This is a genomic window from Myroides sp. N17-2, assembly GCF_002286775.1.
Lineage (GTDB): Bacteria > Bacteroidota > Bacteroidia > Flavobacteriales > Flavobacteriaceae > Flavobacterium.
Map to the genome: position 1 here is coordinate 237,466 of NZ_NSGJ01000001.1, position 17,245 is coordinate 254,710.

Genomic DNA, 17,245 nt, shown 5'->3' on the forward strand with positions numbered 1-17,245 from the left:
GCTATTGGGTAATATAATATAGTCTATAAAGACTCTTGTCTTATTACTTGTGCTTCAAACAATTCAGAAAAATACTTGATAATCTTCTCTCTTACTTCATCCTCATCTACATACTCTACTCCTAGCTCTACATTCAGAGAAGTAACTCCCTTTCCTCGTATTCCACAAGGGATGATATTGTCAAAGTATCCTAAATCTGAATTTACATTAAAAGCAAAACCGTGCATCGTCACCCATCTAGAAGCTCTAACTCCCATCGCACAGATCTTACGTGCAAATGGCGTTCCAGCACCTAGCCATACTCCAGTTTCTCCTTCACTTCTACTAGATTCTACACCATAATCTTGTAGAACTAAAATAATGGTCTCTTCTAAAAGACGTAAATACTTATGTATATCCGTAAAGAAGTTCTCTAAATCAATGATAGGATATCCTACTACCTGTCCAGGCCCGTGATAAGTGATATCTCCTCCTCTATTAATCTTATAGAACGTAGCCCCTTTTGCTTTTAATTGTTCATCATTTAAAAGCATATTATGTGCATCACCACTTTTACCTAATGTATAGACATGAGGGTGCTCCACAAATAAAAAGTAATTATCTGTAGCATCTGTTCGTTCTTCTCTTCTATTTCTGATCTTAACATCAAGAATAGATTGAAATATTTGTTCTTGGTAGTCCCAAGTATCTTTATAATCTTTCTCGCCTAAATCAATAAGCTTTACTTGTTTGTTCATTGTGATGTTGGTTATTTGTTATATTTAGGATTGTTAAGGATTACTAATGCAGCAATCACTCCAGGTACCCATCCACATAACGTTAAGATAAAAACAATCAATATAGATCCACAGCCCTTATCTAATACAGCTAAAGGCGGTAAAATAATAGATAAAAGTACACGTCCTAAACTCATGACTAAATATTTTGTATGATACAAATTTCGACATTTTTTCGTTGAACTCTCCTATTATACAGTTAAAATGATAGTGCGTATTCACTTTTAAGACAAAGTATTGCAAATTAAGTCGTTTTATCAGAAATAGTAATTGTCGCATTTTCAAAGATTAACTATATTTGCATTTAAATTAATTTACAGTTATTATGCAACTTTCAGAACAAGAAATCATCAGAAGAGAAAAACTGAGCAAGTTACAAGAGCTTGGTGTGAATCCTTATCCTGCTAATCTATTTCCAGTAGACCACACGTCGAAGCAGATAAAGAACGACTTCGAAGAAGGTAAGAAGGTTGTCGTTGCGGGTAGATTAATGTCTTCAAGAATACAAGGAAAAGCTTCTTTCGCTACTATCCAAGATAGCGAAGGTAAGATTCAGTTATACATCAACAGAGATGAGCTTTGTCCAGACGAGGATAAAACATTATACAATGAAATCTACAAAAAACTTATTGACTTAGGAGATATCGTAGGTATAGAAGGAGAGTTATTCACTACGCAAGTAGGAGAAAAAACAGTACGTGTAAAAGGTTTACAGTTATTAAGTAAAGCATTACGCCCACTTCCATTGCCTAAGACAGATGCTGAAGGAAATACGTTTGATGCTTTTACAGATCCAGAATTACGTTACAGAATGCGTTATGTTGATTTAGTGGTTAACCCAATCAACAAAGAAATATTCATCAAACGTACGAAGTTGTTTACTGCAATGCGTAACTTCTTTAACGAGTCAGGATATATGGAAGTAGAGACTCCTGTATTACAGTCTATCCCAGGTGGAGCATCTGCTCGTCCGTTTATCACACACCACAATGCTTTAGATATTCCATTATACTTGAGAATTGCTAATGAATTGTACTTAAAACGTCTTATCGTTGGTGGTTTTGACGGAGTGTATGAGTTCTCTAAAAACTTCCGTAACGAAGGAATGGACAGAACACATAATCCAGAGTTTACAGCTATGGAAATCTATGTAGCTTATAAAGATTACAACTGGATGATGGATTTCACAGAACGCCTATTAGAGCACTGTGCTATCGCTGTTAATGGTACAACTAATGCTACTTTTGGAGAACATGAGATTAACTTCAAAGCTCCTTATAAGCGCATCACTATGGCAGACTCTATTAAAGAGTTCACAGGATTTGATATCACTGGTAAAACAGAGGAAGAAATACGTGTAGCTGCTTTAGGTATGGGTATTCCTGTAGATGAAACAATGGGTAAAGGAAAACTTATCGACGAGATATTCGGAGAGAAATGTGAGGGGAACTATATCCAACCTACTTTCATTACTGACTATCCAAAAGAAATGTCTCCATTAACCAAACTACATAGAGATAACCCTGAGCTAACAGAGCGTTTTGAATTAATGGTTTGTGGTAAAGAGATTGCTAATGCATATTCTGAGTTGAATGACCCTATTGACCAAAGAGAGCGTTTTGAATCTCAAATGGCTTTAGGAGACCGTGGAGATGATGAAGCGATGTTTATCGACCAAGATTTCTTACGTGCTTTAGAGTATGGTATGCCTCCTACATCAGGATTAGGTATCGGTATGGACCGTTTAATTATGTTCTTAACAAACAACCCTTCTATTCAAGAAGTATTATTCTTCCCTCAAATGAGACCAGAGAAGACTGCTCCTTCAGTAGAATTAACAGATGAAGAGAAAATCATTATTCAGATATTAGAGAACAACGATAACAAAGTTGAGATTGGTTCTCTAAAAGAACAAGCTGCTTTAAGTGGTAAGAAATGGGATAAGGCAATGAAAGGTCTTTCTTCTCATAACTTAACTAAAGTAGAAACAGAAGGTGACTTAAAATATGTAGTGTACCAACACTAAGAGATAATAAAAAACGAGACTCAATGAGTCTCGTTTTTTTATACCCATAAATCTGCAGATAACGTTTAAACGAGAATGAATTGTACAAAACAGAGTAAGGTTAGTGATTAAAGCACACTGTAGTGTGGTTTTAGAGCTAATCGAAGCTATGTAAAGTAGAATTAATTCGTAGTAATCGGTAGTTGCAGATTTGAGGTATACTTTAAAACTTCGGGTTATTAATAAACTCATAATCCGTAAGCGTATGTAGAAAGGCTATTATCGCTTTCTTTTCTTCCTCTGACATTGGTATTCCCACTGTTCCATCTTTCCTTCTAAATAACGGATCAAGTGTAGGACTATCTTTCATTCCTGAAGCATAAAAGTCCAATACAGCTTCTAAGGTAACCAAACTACCATCATGCATATAAGGAGCTGTCAATGCTATATTTCGCACTGTACTAACCTTAAACTTGTATCTATCCTCTTCTAATCCGGATACTTCTTCTCGTCCTTTATCATTAACCACAAGATTGACAGGTACTCCGTTATTTCTAAAGCTATTATCTGTAAACAAGTCAGTGCTGTGACATGAAGCACAGTTTTGTCTAAATAACTGCATTCCTCTTTTCTCTAAATCAGTTAGATTCCCCCCCTCTTCTTTTCGAATATACTTATCATATTTAGAATTACTTGACACCAGCAACGTCATATATTGCGCTAATGCCTTTAACATGCTCGTAGAAGTCATTTTATCATCCTGATAAGCCTTCTTAAACAACTGTTGGTATTCGGCATCTAAACGCAACTTATTAAGTATTGTCGGTAGTTCTTCTCGCATCTCTATTTCATTGTGAATAGGAACAATCGGTACCATTTCTAAATTATTAGATGCTCCATCATAAAAGTACTCTTTATTAAACACCATATTCTGTATAGCGGGAGCATTGCGCTTACCTAATAAACCATCTATCCCTATACTGAATGCCTTACCTGTATCTGCGAATGCGTGTTCCTTTATGTGACAAGACGCACAAGACACCGTATTATCAGCTGACAAGCGCACATCGTGAAACAACTTCTTTCCTAAATCAAAACGAGAGTGCTTCAGTTCATTGTGTTGAAATGTATAAGCCAACTCAGGGAAGTTACTTGGTTTCACCCACTGAATTACATCATCAGTAAAATCAGAGGCCTTATCATCAGATGAGCATCCAAAAACTAATACAGAAATACTTATTAATACGACTCTTTTCATAATCAGATACATTTAAAAAAATAGAGAGAAGCTGACTAACTCCCCTCTACGATTAATCAAATTATAAACTTTTTTGTGCATTAACTTTTGCAATGCTAAACATTGTTATAGCATTTTCCATAATCTTAGGAGCATTTACAGCGTCCACCATAATCATTGGTTTCTCTTTCAAAATAATTTTATGTGTACTATCAAGCATCTTTGATACTTCTACATTAATAACCACATTAGGTGCTGTAGTAGCATTCACAACTATTTTATTTGTTGTTTTAATAGTTGTATCTCTATAATTATCTTGGCTTGTACCATGACTTCCTATGTGAAAAGAAAATCTCTTCGTTAAATCTACATTCTTAAATTCCCCTTGGTAATTAATAAACTTATACCCTGTAATCCAAGACCAAGTTAAATCGTGTTTCTTACATAGATCCCAAAACTCCTGTTGATCAGTTTGTCCTTTTAAGAACTTCTCACGATCTACTCCTACTCCAAACTTAATAGCTTCATACCTACCTGCAGGCACATCTTTTAATACTACTTTATAATCTTTAGTCTCTGAATCAATCACGAAATAACCACTGTCTTTAGGATAAGTAAACGCTTTTCCCTTGTCATTAATTAATTGAAAATTACTAAGGATATACTTTAAGAAATCAGCGTTAATCTCTTCGTTATTCCCATTAGCCTTATATGCTGTACCAAACTGCATCTCTTGCCCAAACATCTTGTGGTCAAAAGTTAATGTCACTGTGTTTTTTCCTACTAATTCTTCTTCAGATCCTTTATTATCATCACTACTACAAGAAGTTAATGTGATTGATGTTGCTAAAAGCAGTGTGATATATGATAGAAATTTGTTCATTGTAATTCGTTTTTATAAGTTAAAATTATTCAATATTATCTCTGTTCGATATTCTCGAACGACTAACATATTGCCTTAAAAGCTCATTATTATTAAGACAAAATAAGCAGGCTTTACCTACTCTAATAACTTATAAAATGGGAGGTTGAAGTACAACTGTACTGAATAAATAAGAATAAATATTAGAATACCATAATGACATACCTTCATGCAATCTAGGTTCAGGTAAATCAACATTGCCTAAACTATATAAACAAGTAGAAATAAAGTCGAGCGCGACTACTACTTTCTCTGTCTTGATAGGTGATTTGTGTTCTAACACTTGCTTTAGCTCTTGCGCAACATGACATTTACCATTACATTGTAGCTCCGGTTTATCAACGTTCTCACATAGCACTGTAGCAACATAATCATAATTAACGACATACTCCACCACAGGCATAACTGGGCGGAATATAAAAATAATCGCTATGATGATATATAATTTATTCACAGTACAAAAATATTAAAGACTAAAAAACTCTATAACCAAAACAATGATTGATTCTACTAATAATCACTCTTCGTAAAATAAAAAGCATAAATAACTAAACTAGGCAAATGACTTTCTATAACTTTCAGGAGTAATTCCTTCCTGCTTTTTAAAGAAAGTGACAAAATAAGAAGTGCTGTCAAAACTCAATTCCCTCGCTATCTCATTAATATTAAAAGAACTAAACTGTAATAGCCGTTTAGCCTCAATAATAATACGTTGGCGCACTACTTGACCGGCAGTTATTCCTCTCTCTTGTTTACATAGTTTATTTAAATAATTAGGCGTGACACATAACTTCTCCGCATAAAATGACGGCGTCTTAGCATCCTTAAAGTGCAATTCTATCAAATCTAAGAACGCTAGTATACGGTCGTTAGATGAAGATTTGCTATAATCAATATGGAGAACATCTGTAACTCCCTCCATGTACTGCAACTCACATAGTAATATATTCAAATAAGAACGCAGTACCTTAATGCGATACACTCGTGCAGAACCATACTCTGTAAGCATTAGATCTGTCAGCATATTTATTTTTGCGCTTATTACATTTGTCATAAACTGTTGTGGAATACTATCCAACTGAAAGAAGTCAAAATACTTCAATACATTCTCATGGTATCGCTGTGAAAAGAATGAATCTTCAAAACCAATAAAAGTACCTTTACAATCCTTTCCAAAACGCATGCGTACTATATCACCAGGTTTTATAACATAAATACTATCTCCTAAATCAGAATACTCGTATTCATTAATACCAACAACATACTCTCCTCTAGTTACCACAAGAACGAGGTAAAAGTTAGCTCTAAAACTGTCTTTCACTAATGGGTAATCTGCATTCAGATGAGTAATATGATTAATGACAAAGGAAGACTGATCTTGCGTAAAATAATTGATACCAAAGGATTTTATAATCTTATTAGACATAAGAAACTTTAATTAATACCTTAAATCTATAGATAACATTTAAACAAGAATGAATTGTACAAATCAGAGCAAAATTAGTGATTAAAGCTACTGTAGTGCAGTTTTAGAGCTAATAGAAGCTATGTAAAGTATAATTTATCGCAGTAAATGGTAGTTGTAGGTTTAAGATAATATTATACATAAGTAGATATACCACATATACATAAAGTAAGTGGTACTAATAATATCCTATAAATGATAATTAAACGACAGGAGGACGCAGAACGCGATAAGTAAGTAACTGTCTATATAGATCACTATATTGATCTAATATCTTATTAGAATGCGCCACAGAAGCACTACTAGCCACATAACTCTGAAGTTGCCCAACATACATTAATGCAAAAGCTATATTACATACTTTCTTTGCACCATCTTTATGTTGTTCTTCCTTTGCTATTTTAGACAATTCTTTCATTAGATAACACTGTCCATTACAGTGCATCTCAGGTTTATCAGTATTTACACACAGTATTGTAGATATATATTCATAGTCAAGCAAGTAGTCTACCAAAGGTACTACTGGTCTGAATACTAATAAAGTTACTATGATAAATAAATACTTTTTCACATCACAAATATACAGTTGAATAGGGTATAAAAAAAGCGTTACTATAAATAGTAACGCTTTCTATAATTATTATCCTAAGTAAGTCTTTAAGATTTTACTTCTAGATGTATGCTTTAATCTGCGAATAGCTTTTTCTTTAATCTGTCTTACACGCTCTCTTGTAAGATCAAATGTTTCTCCTATTTCTTCTAATGTCATAGGATGTTGATCACCTAATCCGAAGTATAGACGTACTACGTCAGCTTCTCTAGGAGTTAATGTTTCTAAAGCTCTTTCGATTTCTGTTCTAAGAGATTCGTGAATTAACTCTCTATCTGGGTTTGGTGATTCACCTGAGCGAAGTACATCGTATAAGTTAGAATCCTCACCCTCTACTAATGGAGCATCCATCGAAAGGTGACGTCCAGAGTTTTTCATACTCTCCTTAACGTCATTTACAGTCATATCTAACTCTACAGCGATCTCTTCTGCTGAAGGTGGACGTTCATTAGATTGTTCTAATAAAGCGTACATCTTATTAATTTTATTAATAGATCCAATCTTGTTCAACGGTAAACGTACGATACGAGATTGTTCTGCTAGTGCAGACAAAATAGATTGACGAATCCACCATACCGCATAAGAAATGAATTTAAAACCACGAGTTTCATCAAAACGTTGCGCTGCTTTGATTAGACCTAAGTTTCCCTCATTAATTAAATCCGGTAAAGTCAATCCTTGATTTTGATACTGCTTAGCTACTGATACAACGAAACGCAAGTTAGCTTTCGTAAGTTTCTCAAGTGCTCTTTGGTCACCCGCTTTGATTCGTTGCGCTAATTCAACCTCTTCATCAGCAGTAATTAAATCTACTTTACCAATTTCTTGCAAGTACTTATCTAGAGATGCCGTCTCACGATTAGTTACCTGCTTGGTAATTTTAAGTTGTCTCATATTATTTCTATCCTTATTTTTGCTATGATGTGTTTCTCACACATATGTTATACGTAAACAATCACTAAAAGGTTACAAACATTTATAAAATATTTTTTAACCTATGTATTCCTATGCAAAAAAGACACCAAAAAACTAAGATATAACTAGTACTTCTATAATTTATAAAAACTATAACGTTTTAATTAGTAATAATTTACCTTGCTCAACTCTTCTTCATCCGCCTCTGTCTCGTCTAGGTATCGCTCTAAACTATCATCTAATTCTTTCATCCATGGAGTATGATGCTCTTCAGCTCTAACTTGGGTCATCACAGAAGTATATACTTTATCCCTGTAATTTAAGATATTAGTCTCCTTATCGATTAACCAACTCTTAAACATCTCTGCCACCTTGTCAATATCAAAGCTAGGGTAATCCGTTAGATTCATTAATTCCTTAATATAAGCAGTTTGAAAATCAACATGCTCTTCTCCTGACTCAGATGTTTTCTCTAGGTCAACCCATTTTGCTATATCTTTGCTTCTCTCTTCTTTTGTAGGTAATGCTATACGTCCTAACATATAGTCTCTTGCAAACCAAGCTTGTGTATCGAACATATTAAACGTGTAATATTGATCTTGCATTCCTAAAAATAACAAACGTTCATTCTCATTAAACACAACACCCTTATACAAATTATCTGGATATAAATTATTCTTGGTTTTCAAGCGCAAATTGTCAGGTAAGAAAGGAAATTTATGTTGGTATCCTGTACATAAAACTACTGCATCAAATTCCTTATGTGTTCCATCCTTAAAATAAGCTACATTTTCCTTAAAATGAGTTACAATAGGTTTTTCTTCTATTCCCTTTGGCCACTTGGCACCTATAGGCATAGTACGATAAGAAATAGTGACAGATTTACTTCCATGTTTAAAACACTGCACTCCGATATCCTCTGCCGAATAACTACTTCCGATTAATAAAATATCTTTGTCCTTAAACTGATCTGCTCCTCTAAAATCATGCGCATGTAATACTGTTCCAGGGAAGCTATCTATCCCTTTAAAATAAGGCATATTAGGTGTCGAGAAATGCCCCGTTCCAATAACTAAATAATCAAAAAACTCTTCAAACGTTTCATTCTTAACTAAGTCGTCAAAAATAACTCTAAACTGTTTCTTATCTTCTATATAATCTACCCACCTAGCAACAGTATTAAACTTGATAAACTCTCTTGCCTTACTCTGTTTAATACGTCCTTCTATATAATCAAACAATACCTCACGTGGGGGATATGATGATATAGGTTGCTTAAAGTGATCCATAAAAGTATAATCAGCAAATTCTAAGCATTCCTTTGGACCGTTTGACCACAAATATTTGTACATACTTCCATGAAGTGGTTCTCCATATTTACCAACTCCCGTACGCCAAGTATAATTCCACATTCCTCCCCAATTATCTTGTTTTTCATAACACTTAATATCTGGAATAGGATTTCCTTTCTTTTGTTCTGATTCAAAGGCACGTAACATAGCTAATCCACTCGGACCAGCACCAATAATTCCTACTTTAAAATTTAACATAACTACACACTGATTTTGTCCTCGCTAAAAAACGAAGAAATTAATAAAATGATTCTTACTGATTACTCAGTCGAGATAGAATAATATACATACTCTATTAATAGATACACCACTTAAAATGGTACACAAAGACAGCAAAACTCATTGCTGAAATAAGATCAAGTATAACTTACTTGAGATTGGATAAGAACTGATAACACTCTGCTAGTAATAAATAAGCGAGCCATTCCTTATAACATAATAGCTAATATAATAAAAATTAATGAGTTAACCTAAAAACATCCTAAACAACTAAATAAGGCAAGTGGCATTATAACAACAAATAGCAGATTAAAATAAAGATATACCATAAAGAAGAATAGTCTCTACTCATAAGTTCAACAAGAACTGAGGGTACTTGTTAATCACATAAATTAGATCAAAAAAAAAGGACACCCTTCACAGGTGTCCTTATATAATAAAAAGATTGCTCTTATTTATTTTCTTGTTTTGGAGCGTCGTCTTTTTTCTCTTCTCTAGGAGGACGAGGCATTAAAGCTTTACGAGATACTTTCGCTTTCTTTGTTTTAGGATCAATACCCATGTATTTAACATCAAGTAAATCACCCATTTTCAACACATCAGATACGTTCTCAATGCGTTTCCAATCTAACTCAGATACGTGAAGTAATGTCTCTTTACCAGGTACGAATTCTACAACTGCACCGAAGTCAAGCATCTTAACCACTTTTACATGGTAAGTCTCACCCTCTACAGGAGCGAAAGTTGTGTTATCGATAGCAGCAATAGCTTTAGCCATACCATCTGGATCAGTACCAAGTATTTCAATAATACCGAAATCTCCCTCTTCGTTAATAACGATAGTAGTTCCAGTTTCAGCTTGAAGCGCTTGAATATTTTTACCTCCAGGTCCGATAACAGCACCGATGAACTCTTTAGGAATTGTAACAGTAACAATTTTTGGAGCTTTAGGTTTAACTGTAGCATTTGGAACTGCGATAGTTTCTTCTAATAATCCAAGGATATGCAAACGTCCATCAAGAGCTTGTTTTAAAGCTTGCTCTAAGATTTCATAAGCTAAACCATCGATTTTAATATCCATTTGACATGCAGTGATACCATCTCTTGTACCAGTAACTTTAAAGTCCATATCTCCTAAGTGATCTTCATCCCCTAAGATATCAGACAATACAGCCCAACGTCCAGTTTTTGAATCTGAGATTAATCCCATAGCAATACCAGAAACTGGTTTCTCCATTTGGATACCTGCGTCCATTAATGCTAATGTACCAGCACAAACAGTAGCCATAGAAGACGAACCGTTAGACTCTAATACTTCAGATACTAAACGAATAGTATAAGGACAATCAGCAGGAATCATATTTTTCAAAGCACGTTGTGCTAAGTTACCATGACCTACCTCTCTACGAGAAGTTCCTCTTAATGGTCTTGCTTCACCTGTTGAGAATGGAGGGAAGTTGTAGTGTAAGTAGAATCTATCCTCTCCTTGCTCACTTGGCAAGTCAATTATGTTAGCATCTCTTGATGTACCTAAAGTAACCGTTGCTAATGCTTGAGTTTCTCCACGTGTAAAGATAGACGATCCATGTACAGAAGGTAAGTAATCTACTTCACTCCAAATAGGACGAATCTCAGTAGTCTTACGACCATCAAGACGAATATTTTGATCTAAAATAAGGTTACGTACAGCCACTTTTTGAGTTTTCTTAAAGTAAGTACTGATTAGTTCAGCTTTTTCAGCTAAATCTTCTTCAGAGAACAAAGCTTTCACTTCCTCATATACTTCAGCGAATTTCTCACCACGCTCGCTTTTACCACTTGCATGAGAAGCTATTTCATATAATCTAGAATAAGCAGCATCATAAACTATTTTCTCAACTTCAGCATCAGTAGCTTCTGGTTCATACTCACGGTAAGTAAGTCCTAAAGCAGCACGCATTTTTTCTTGAGCTTCTACTTGTACTTTAATAGCATCATGAGCAAACTTAATTGCATCAATCATATCTTGTTCAGAGATCTCTCTCATCTCACCCTCTACCATACATACAGAATCTTTAGAAGCTCCGATCATCATATCAAGATCAGAAACATCTAACTGTGCTCTAGAAGGGTTAATTATGAATTGTCCGTCTACACGAGCAACTCTAACTTCTGATATAGAAGTATAGAATGGAATATCTGATACAGCAAGAGCCGCAGAAGCAGCTAAACCAGCTAATGCATCAGGCATTACATTTTCGTCATGAGACATTAATTGAATCATAACTTGTGTTTCAGCGTGATAATCATCTGGGAACAATGGACGTAAACAACGGTCTACTAAACGCATTGTTAACACCTCTTGATCACTCGGACGAGCCTCACGTTTAAAAAAGCCTCCTGGAAAACGTCCAGCAGCAGCAAATTTTTCTCTGTAATCTACAGTTAAAGGAAGAAAGTCAATACCTGGGTTTGCAGTTCTCGCTGATACAGCTGTAGCTAAAAGCATACAGTCTCCCATACGAACAACTACAGATCCATCTGCTTGCTTCGCTAATTTTCCAGTTTCGATAGAGATGCTACGGCCATCTCCTAAATCGATAATTTCTTTAGTTACCTTAGGAATCATAATAAATTAATACTTTAGGGTTTCTGTCTCTCCGAAGAGAGACATTAATAATTGTGTGTTGTGTTGTGTGTGTTGTGTAGTTGTATGAAACCCAATGAAAAACCAGACTTTTTTTGCTAAAAAGGCTAAAAAGAAAAAGAGGCGCACAAGGGCACCTCTTTACTATTGATTATTTTCTAATATTCAATTCTTTGATAATCTCACGGTATCTGTTGATCTCAGTATTCTTTAAGTAGTCAAGAAGTCTTCTTCTTTTACCAACTAAAAGAACTAATGAACGCTCAGTATTATAATCGTGACGATTCTTTTTTAAGTGCTCAGTTAAGTGAGAAATTCTGAATGTGAACAAAGCGATTTGTCCTTCAGCAGATCCAGTGTTTTCAGCTTTTCCTCCGTGTTTAGCGAAGATCTCAGCTTTCTTTTCTTTAGATAAATACATGCAAATATTAATTTAATGATTTTTATGCATAAAATACGGTGTCTCCGTCTTTACGAGGGCAAAGGTAAATTTATTTTTCTAAATACAACTATAAATATTTCACTTTTTTAAATATCACAATATAAAGCCTATATAATTGACTATCAAAATCTAATATCTAAACTAACACCTTTTTACATAAATTCACTAATTAAATAATTTTGCCACTTCAATATTTACTGCCTCTAAGAACATTTGATCGACAGAATTAAAAGCCTTGATTGTATTCGAATCAATGTCTATTTGTCCAATATTAACTCCATTTACAAAAAGTGGAACTACTATTTCAGATTTGACTGTAATACTACATGCTATATAATTATCCTGAGCTGTTACATCATCTACTAAAAAGGTTTCATTACTTACAGCTACCTGTCCACAGATCCCCTTCCCAAAAGGGATAACAGTATGATCAGTCACAGGACCAGAGTATGGACCTAAATGTAGTACTTTCTCCTCAGGAACAGCGAAGTAGAATCCAACCCAGTCATAGTATGATATCTTTTCATTCAGAAGAACACAAATATTCTTTAATTTTTCATCTTTACTAAGCTCAATAGAGCCAACTATTTCTTTTACCTCTATTAGAAGTTTTTGATATGTGTCATTCATGTTGGTTATGTTTAAAGTAAAACAAATATAATAATCCAACACACACATCAGAGATATTTAACTAGATTATTCAAAGTACATAATCTAAAAAGGTATAAAAACAAAAAAGCATTAGAACTCACCCCTAATGCTTTTTTCAAACAACAATATGTAATTTTGTAGCCAAACTCACAAACCACAAAATAAAATTAATCTTTTTTATAGCAATTTTTTTATTCCTTATTATATCTGTTTAATGAGGTATTTTATCAAATCTGTACTAGTAAGCATCCCTACCAACAAATCTCCCTCCATAACAGGTAATGATCTAAATCCTTTTGCGATAATTATTTCTGCTGCTTCCTTAATAGTACATTCTGCCTGTACCGTCACAACATTTTTAATCATCACTTGTTCTATTGAGAACATATTATAAACAGTGGTATCAATAATTTCATCATTATCTCCCCCTGTTTCTGCTAAACTTATTCTAATTAAATCAGTGTAACTTAAAATCCCGACTAACTTACCTCCTGACACAACAGGCAAATGTTTAATATTAAACTCTTTGAATAGTTTTTCAGCATTTGCCAAAGAATCAGTCAAACTTAATTTGACGATTTTTGAAGCCATAATACTAGAAACTTGAACATTCTGTCCCATATCATAACTCTTTTTGTTAGTACAAATGTACCCTATCACTATTTCTAAAAATATGATATTTATCAGATTTTATATTTTTATTCTTTCTACTATAAAATACAGCAATATTATTCCCTAAAATCTTTTCAAACTCAGAGATACAAAACGATTCAGTACAATACATAAATTCACAAACTTTTATTCACTAAAAAAAACACCTTTAGTATGTGATGGTCTCCAAATTTTAAAATTATTTTTTCTGTTTTACACTTATATCAAGTAGAAAATTTAAAATTAAACATCTCTAAATAATGCTTTTTCATACAAATACTTCCTTTTAGATAGCTTAACACATCTCCAAACTACTTTTTTAAATATTTTTTTTTTAGACATAAAAAACACAAGTAACTGATAAAGTGATGATTACCAAAAACAATCAAATAACACTGTATACATAAAACACCCCTTAATCCCAGTGAATACCAATGTTAGTGCTTGATCCTAGGACACTTCCAGGACAATACTAGGACAATAGTAGGGTAAACAAGGATTTTGCCCAACAATACTCATTGTATTCTTCCGCTATTCTCCTTCTACCCAATATCAGTTTTTTAAACATCCTACTAAAGGATATAGTGACAGGAAGCACTCTTTGTCTTTTGCTTCTTAAAACAAAAGAAGTAAAGTTCTTAAAAACAAAAAACGCTACTACCTAGTAAAAGGTAATAGCGCATATATTTTGCGTCCGCGGGAGGGTTCGAACCCCCAACCCTCAGAGCCGAAATCTGATATTCTATCCAGTTGAACTACACGGACAATAAATCACTTATTTAGACAATAGTGACTTTACTACAGATGAGATTGTTTTACCATCAGCTTTACCAGCTAATTCTTTAGATGCTAGTCCCATCACTTGTCCCATAGAAGACATGCCATTAAAACCACCATTACTAATTATCTCACCTACTATTTTTTGAACTTCTTCTTCTGATAATTGTGCAGGCAAATATTGTTCGATGATTGCAGCTTGAGCTATTTCTGGTTCAGCTAAATCATTTCTACCTTGCTCTGAAAAAATATTCGCACTATCTTTTCTTTGCTTCACTAATTTTTGAAGAATTTTAATCTCTTCCTCTTCAGTAAGATCAGTTTGTGCTCCTGATTGAGTTTGAGCTAGTAATAACTCAGACTTTACTGCTCTTAATGCTTCTAAAGCTACTGTATCCTTCGCTTTCATTGCATTTTTTATAGCATCCATTATCTTTGATTGTAAACTCATATCAAATATTTTTATTTTCTGCAAATATATAAAAAAGCCCGAAAAACTACGTTTTTCGGGCTCTATATCTTTAGTTAAAATATAACTAATCTACATTATCATGTAAATATGAATTATTAGATCTCAACTGACCGTCATTATTACTGTCTAATCCAAAAGAAATACGAGACTTATTATTCGTATCCTCAGCTTCACGTAAATCAACCCCACTTCTTTTGTATGCAGGCTCACGTTCTAATTCTGACAATTGACTATTCGTATTGTTGAACTTGTAATTAAACTCTTTCATTTTCTTTCTACGTTCAGCAGCACGACTTTTTAAAGTAAACTCTTCGATGCTCATCTCAATAGGATTCACTTCATCTAAGTCTTCTTCTTCTATTGTACTAACAGTTGCTTCAACTACTGGTGTAATCTCCTCCGATTTAATAGAGAACTTAAATTCATCCTCTATAGCATCTTGGTGTTTATTAACTGGTTTTGCTGCTGCTAATTCACTCTCTTTATCTGTATAATCCTCTAAAGAGAACATAATCACTTCTTCTTTAGGTGTGCTTACATTATGAGCTACTTTCGTCTCATAAGCGTATGTTTCTTGTGCTTTTGACTCTACTACTTCCTCTTCCAGATGATATACTACAGGAGCACTTACTGGTATATGCTGAGAAACTTGATTTTCTACCTGTCTTGCAACATTTGCAATAACAAACTCAGGATCAACTACATTAATATCGCGAATATCTTTAGTTTTAGCTAAAAACTGTTCTTCTGAGATATTAGTATTTTTTTTTACTTCCTCTGCAGGTGTAACAATCTCAAAAAACACATCTAATCCATTAGCTTCACTAGCTTTCTCTGTAGTCTCAGCTGTAGGGCTTATATAAAATCCACCATCATCAATAGGATCCATATCATCTCCTTCATTATACCCTTCGTCATCAAAATCTTCTAATTGATGTACAGTTATCTTTTCAGTCTCAGCAACTACTTCTTCTGGAGAAGTAATAACTGTAGATGCTTTTGATAACGGTTCATCTGGAGAAGAATATCCGAAAGATTCAACAGTCGTAGTTTGTAATAGATTGTGCTCGATTTTTTGATCACCTTCTAATACATGAATAATTCTATTTGGTTCACCAGTAGTAACAATATTCTTTTGTTGTTCAATATTAAAACCTGTTGCAATAATAGTTACTGAGATAGCATCTCCTAAAGACTCATCTTCACCAACCCCCATAATGATATTAGCATTATGTCCTGCTTCAGTCTGGATATGATCATTGATCTCACCAATCTCATCGATTGTGATTTCGTTTACACCTGAAACAATTAACAACAATACATTCTTAGCACCACTAATCTTATTATCGTTTAGCAATGGAGAATCTAATGCATCTACAATAGCTGCCTTAGCTCTAGTCTCACCAGAAGCTGTAGCAGATCCCATTATAGCTGTACCACTATCAGATAATACTGTCTTAGCATCTTTTAAGTCAATATTCTGAGTATAGTGGTGTGTAATAACTTCCGCTATCCCACGCGCTGCAGTAGATAAGACTTCATCGGCTTTGGAGAAACCGGCTTTGAAACCTAAATTACCATATACTTCACGTAACTTATTATTATTGATAACAACTAATGAATCAACTTGCTTACGCAAACGCTCTACACCTTTTAAAGCTTGGTCTTGTCTAACTTTTCCTTCAAACTGGAAAGGAATAGTCACAATACCTACTGTAAGGATATCACGTTCTTTAGATAACTGAGCGATAACTGGAGCAGCACCTGTTCCGGTACCACCACCCATACCTGCTGTGATAAATACCATTTTAGTATTTGTATCAAGCATTTTCTCAATTTCCTCTATACTTTCTAAAGCAGACTGCTGGCCTACTTCTGGATTAGCTCCTGCTCCTAGTCCTTCAGTAAGATTTACACCTAGCTGAATCTTAGTAGGAACTGCACTATTTTCTAATGCTTGAGAGTCAGTATTACACACTATAAAATCAACACCTTTTATCCCTTGTTGGAACATGTGATTAATAGCGTTACTTCCACCGCCCCCTACACCTATTACTTTGATAACGTTTGATTGATTTTTAGGTAAATCAAACTTTATTCCTCCAAAATCTGTATTCTCCATATA

The 17,245-nt window shown here is 34.1% G+C and carries 16 protein-coding genes and 1 tRNA gene; 1 reads left to right on the plus strand and 16 read right to left on the minus strand.

Features of this window, described 5'->3' with window-relative positions; all coding sequences use genetic code 11:
• Nucleotides 1-23: 23 nt before the first annotated feature.
• Together lipB and CF599_RS01100 are read right to left on the minus strand one after the other, a co-directional pair.
• Nucleotides 24-737, minus strand: coding sequence for a lipoyl(octanoyl) transferase LipB (gene lipB / locus CF599_RS01095; protein ID WP_121964198.1), 714 nt, complete (start codon nt 735-737; stop codon nt 24-26).
• An 11-nt stretch (nt 738-748) separates the two neighbouring features.
• Nucleotides 749-913 (minus strand): YqaE/Pmp3 family membrane protein, encoded by a 165-nt coding sequence (locus CF599_RS01100; protein ID WP_121964199.1) that lies wholly within the window; start codon nt 911-913, stop codon nt 749-751.
• Nucleotides 914-1,101: 188 nt separating this feature from the next.
• On the opposite strand from CF599_RS01100, the gene lysS reads away from it, so the two are divergent.
• On the plus strand, nt 1,102-2,802 hold the full coding sequence (gene lysS / locus CF599_RS01105; RefSeq protein WP_121964200.1) for a lysine--tRNA ligase: 1,701 nt from the start codon (nt 1,102-1,104) through the stop codon (nt 2,800-2,802).
• 202 nt (nt 2,803-3,004) lie between these two features.
• Here the strand turns inward: lysS and CF599_RS01110 are convergent, their stop codons facing one another.
• The 14 genes from CF599_RS01110 to ftsZ form a co-directional block, all read right to left on the minus strand.
• Complete coding sequence (locus CF599_RS01110) at nt 3,005-4,039, minus strand: cytochrome-c peroxidase (RefSeq protein WP_254050213.1); 1,035 nt, start codon at nt 4,037-4,039, stop codon at nt 3,005-3,007.
• Between the two features lie 61 nt (nt 4,040-4,100).
• Complete coding sequence (locus tag CF599_RS01115) at nt 4,101-4,901, minus strand: MbnP family protein (RefSeq protein ID WP_121964202.1); 801 nt, start codon at nt 4,899-4,901, stop codon at nt 4,101-4,103.
• Between the two features lie 130 nt (nt 4,902-5,031).
• Nucleotides 5,032-5,394, minus strand: a complete 363-nt coding sequence (locus CF599_RS01120) for a hypothetical protein (protein ID WP_143824781.1) — start codon at nt 5,392-5,394, stop codon at nt 5,032-5,034.
• A 99-nt stretch (nt 5,395-5,493) separates the two neighbouring features.
• Nucleotides 5,494-6,366: an AraC family transcriptional regulator gene (locus CF599_RS01125; RefSeq protein WP_121964204.1), complete on the minus strand. Its 873-nt coding sequence runs from the start codon at nt 6,364-6,366 to the stop codon at nt 5,494-5,496.
• Nucleotides 6,367-6,607: 241 nt separating this feature from the next.
• On the minus strand, nt 6,608-6,976 hold the full coding sequence (locus CF599_RS01130; RefSeq protein WP_121964205.1) for a hypothetical protein: 369 nt from the start codon (nt 6,974-6,976) through the stop codon (nt 6,608-6,610).
• Nucleotides 6,977-7,045: 69 nt separating this feature from the next.
• Nucleotides 7,046-7,909, minus strand: coding sequence for an RNA polymerase sigma factor RpoD/SigA (locus CF599_RS01135; protein ID WP_002987652.1), 864 nt, complete (start codon nt 7,907-7,909; stop codon nt 7,046-7,048).
• A gap of 185 nt (nt 7,910-8,094) precedes the next feature.
• Nucleotides 8,095-9,480, minus strand: a complete 1,386-nt coding sequence (locus CF599_RS01140) for an NAD(P)-binding domain-containing protein (RefSeq protein ID WP_121964206.1) — start codon at nt 9,478-9,480, stop codon at nt 8,095-8,097.
• Nucleotides 9,481-9,952: 472 nt separating this feature from the next.
• Nucleotides 9,953-12,109 (minus strand): polyribonucleotide nucleotidyltransferase, encoded by a 2,157-nt coding sequence (locus CF599_RS01145; RefSeq protein WP_121964207.1) that lies wholly within the window; start codon nt 12,107-12,109, stop codon nt 9,953-9,955.
• Nucleotides 12,110-12,278: 169 nt separating this feature from the next.
• Nucleotides 12,279-12,548, minus strand: a complete 270-nt coding sequence (gene rpsO / locus CF599_RS01150; protein ID WP_121964208.1) for a 30S ribosomal protein S15 — start codon at nt 12,546-12,548, stop codon at nt 12,279-12,281.
• Nucleotides 12,549-12,734: 186 nt separating this feature from the next.
• A complete protein-coding gene (locus tag CF599_RS01155; protein WP_121964209.1) occupies nt 12,735-13,199 on the minus strand; it encodes a GAF domain-containing protein in 465 nt (154 codons plus the stop codon).
• Nucleotides 13,200-13,421: 222 nt separating this feature from the next.
• Entirely contained in the window at nt 13,422-13,841 is a 420-nt protein-coding gene (locus CF599_RS01160; protein WP_121964210.1) for a CBS domain-containing protein, read from the minus strand.
• A 721-nt stretch (nt 13,842-14,562) separates the two neighbouring features.
• Nucleotides 14,563-14,636 (minus strand) — tRNA-Arg (locus tag CF599_RS01165).
• Between the two features lie 10 nt (nt 14,637-14,646).
• The gene (locus CF599_RS01170; RefSeq protein WP_121964211.1) at nt 14,647-15,099 is read right to left on the minus strand and encodes a GatB/YqeY domain-containing protein; all 453 of its coding nucleotides are present in this window, start codon (nt 15,097-15,099) and stop codon (nt 14,647-14,649) included.
• Nucleotides 15,100-15,184: 85 nt separating this feature from the next.
• Nucleotides 15,185-17,242 carry a cell division protein FtsZ gene (ftsZ, locus tag CF599_RS01175; protein ID WP_121964234.1) on the minus strand — a complete coding sequence of 686 codons (2,058 nt, stop codon included), beginning with the start codon at nt 17,240-17,242 and terminating at the stop codon, nt 15,185-15,187.
• Nucleotides 17,243-17,245: the final 3 nt, after the last annotated feature.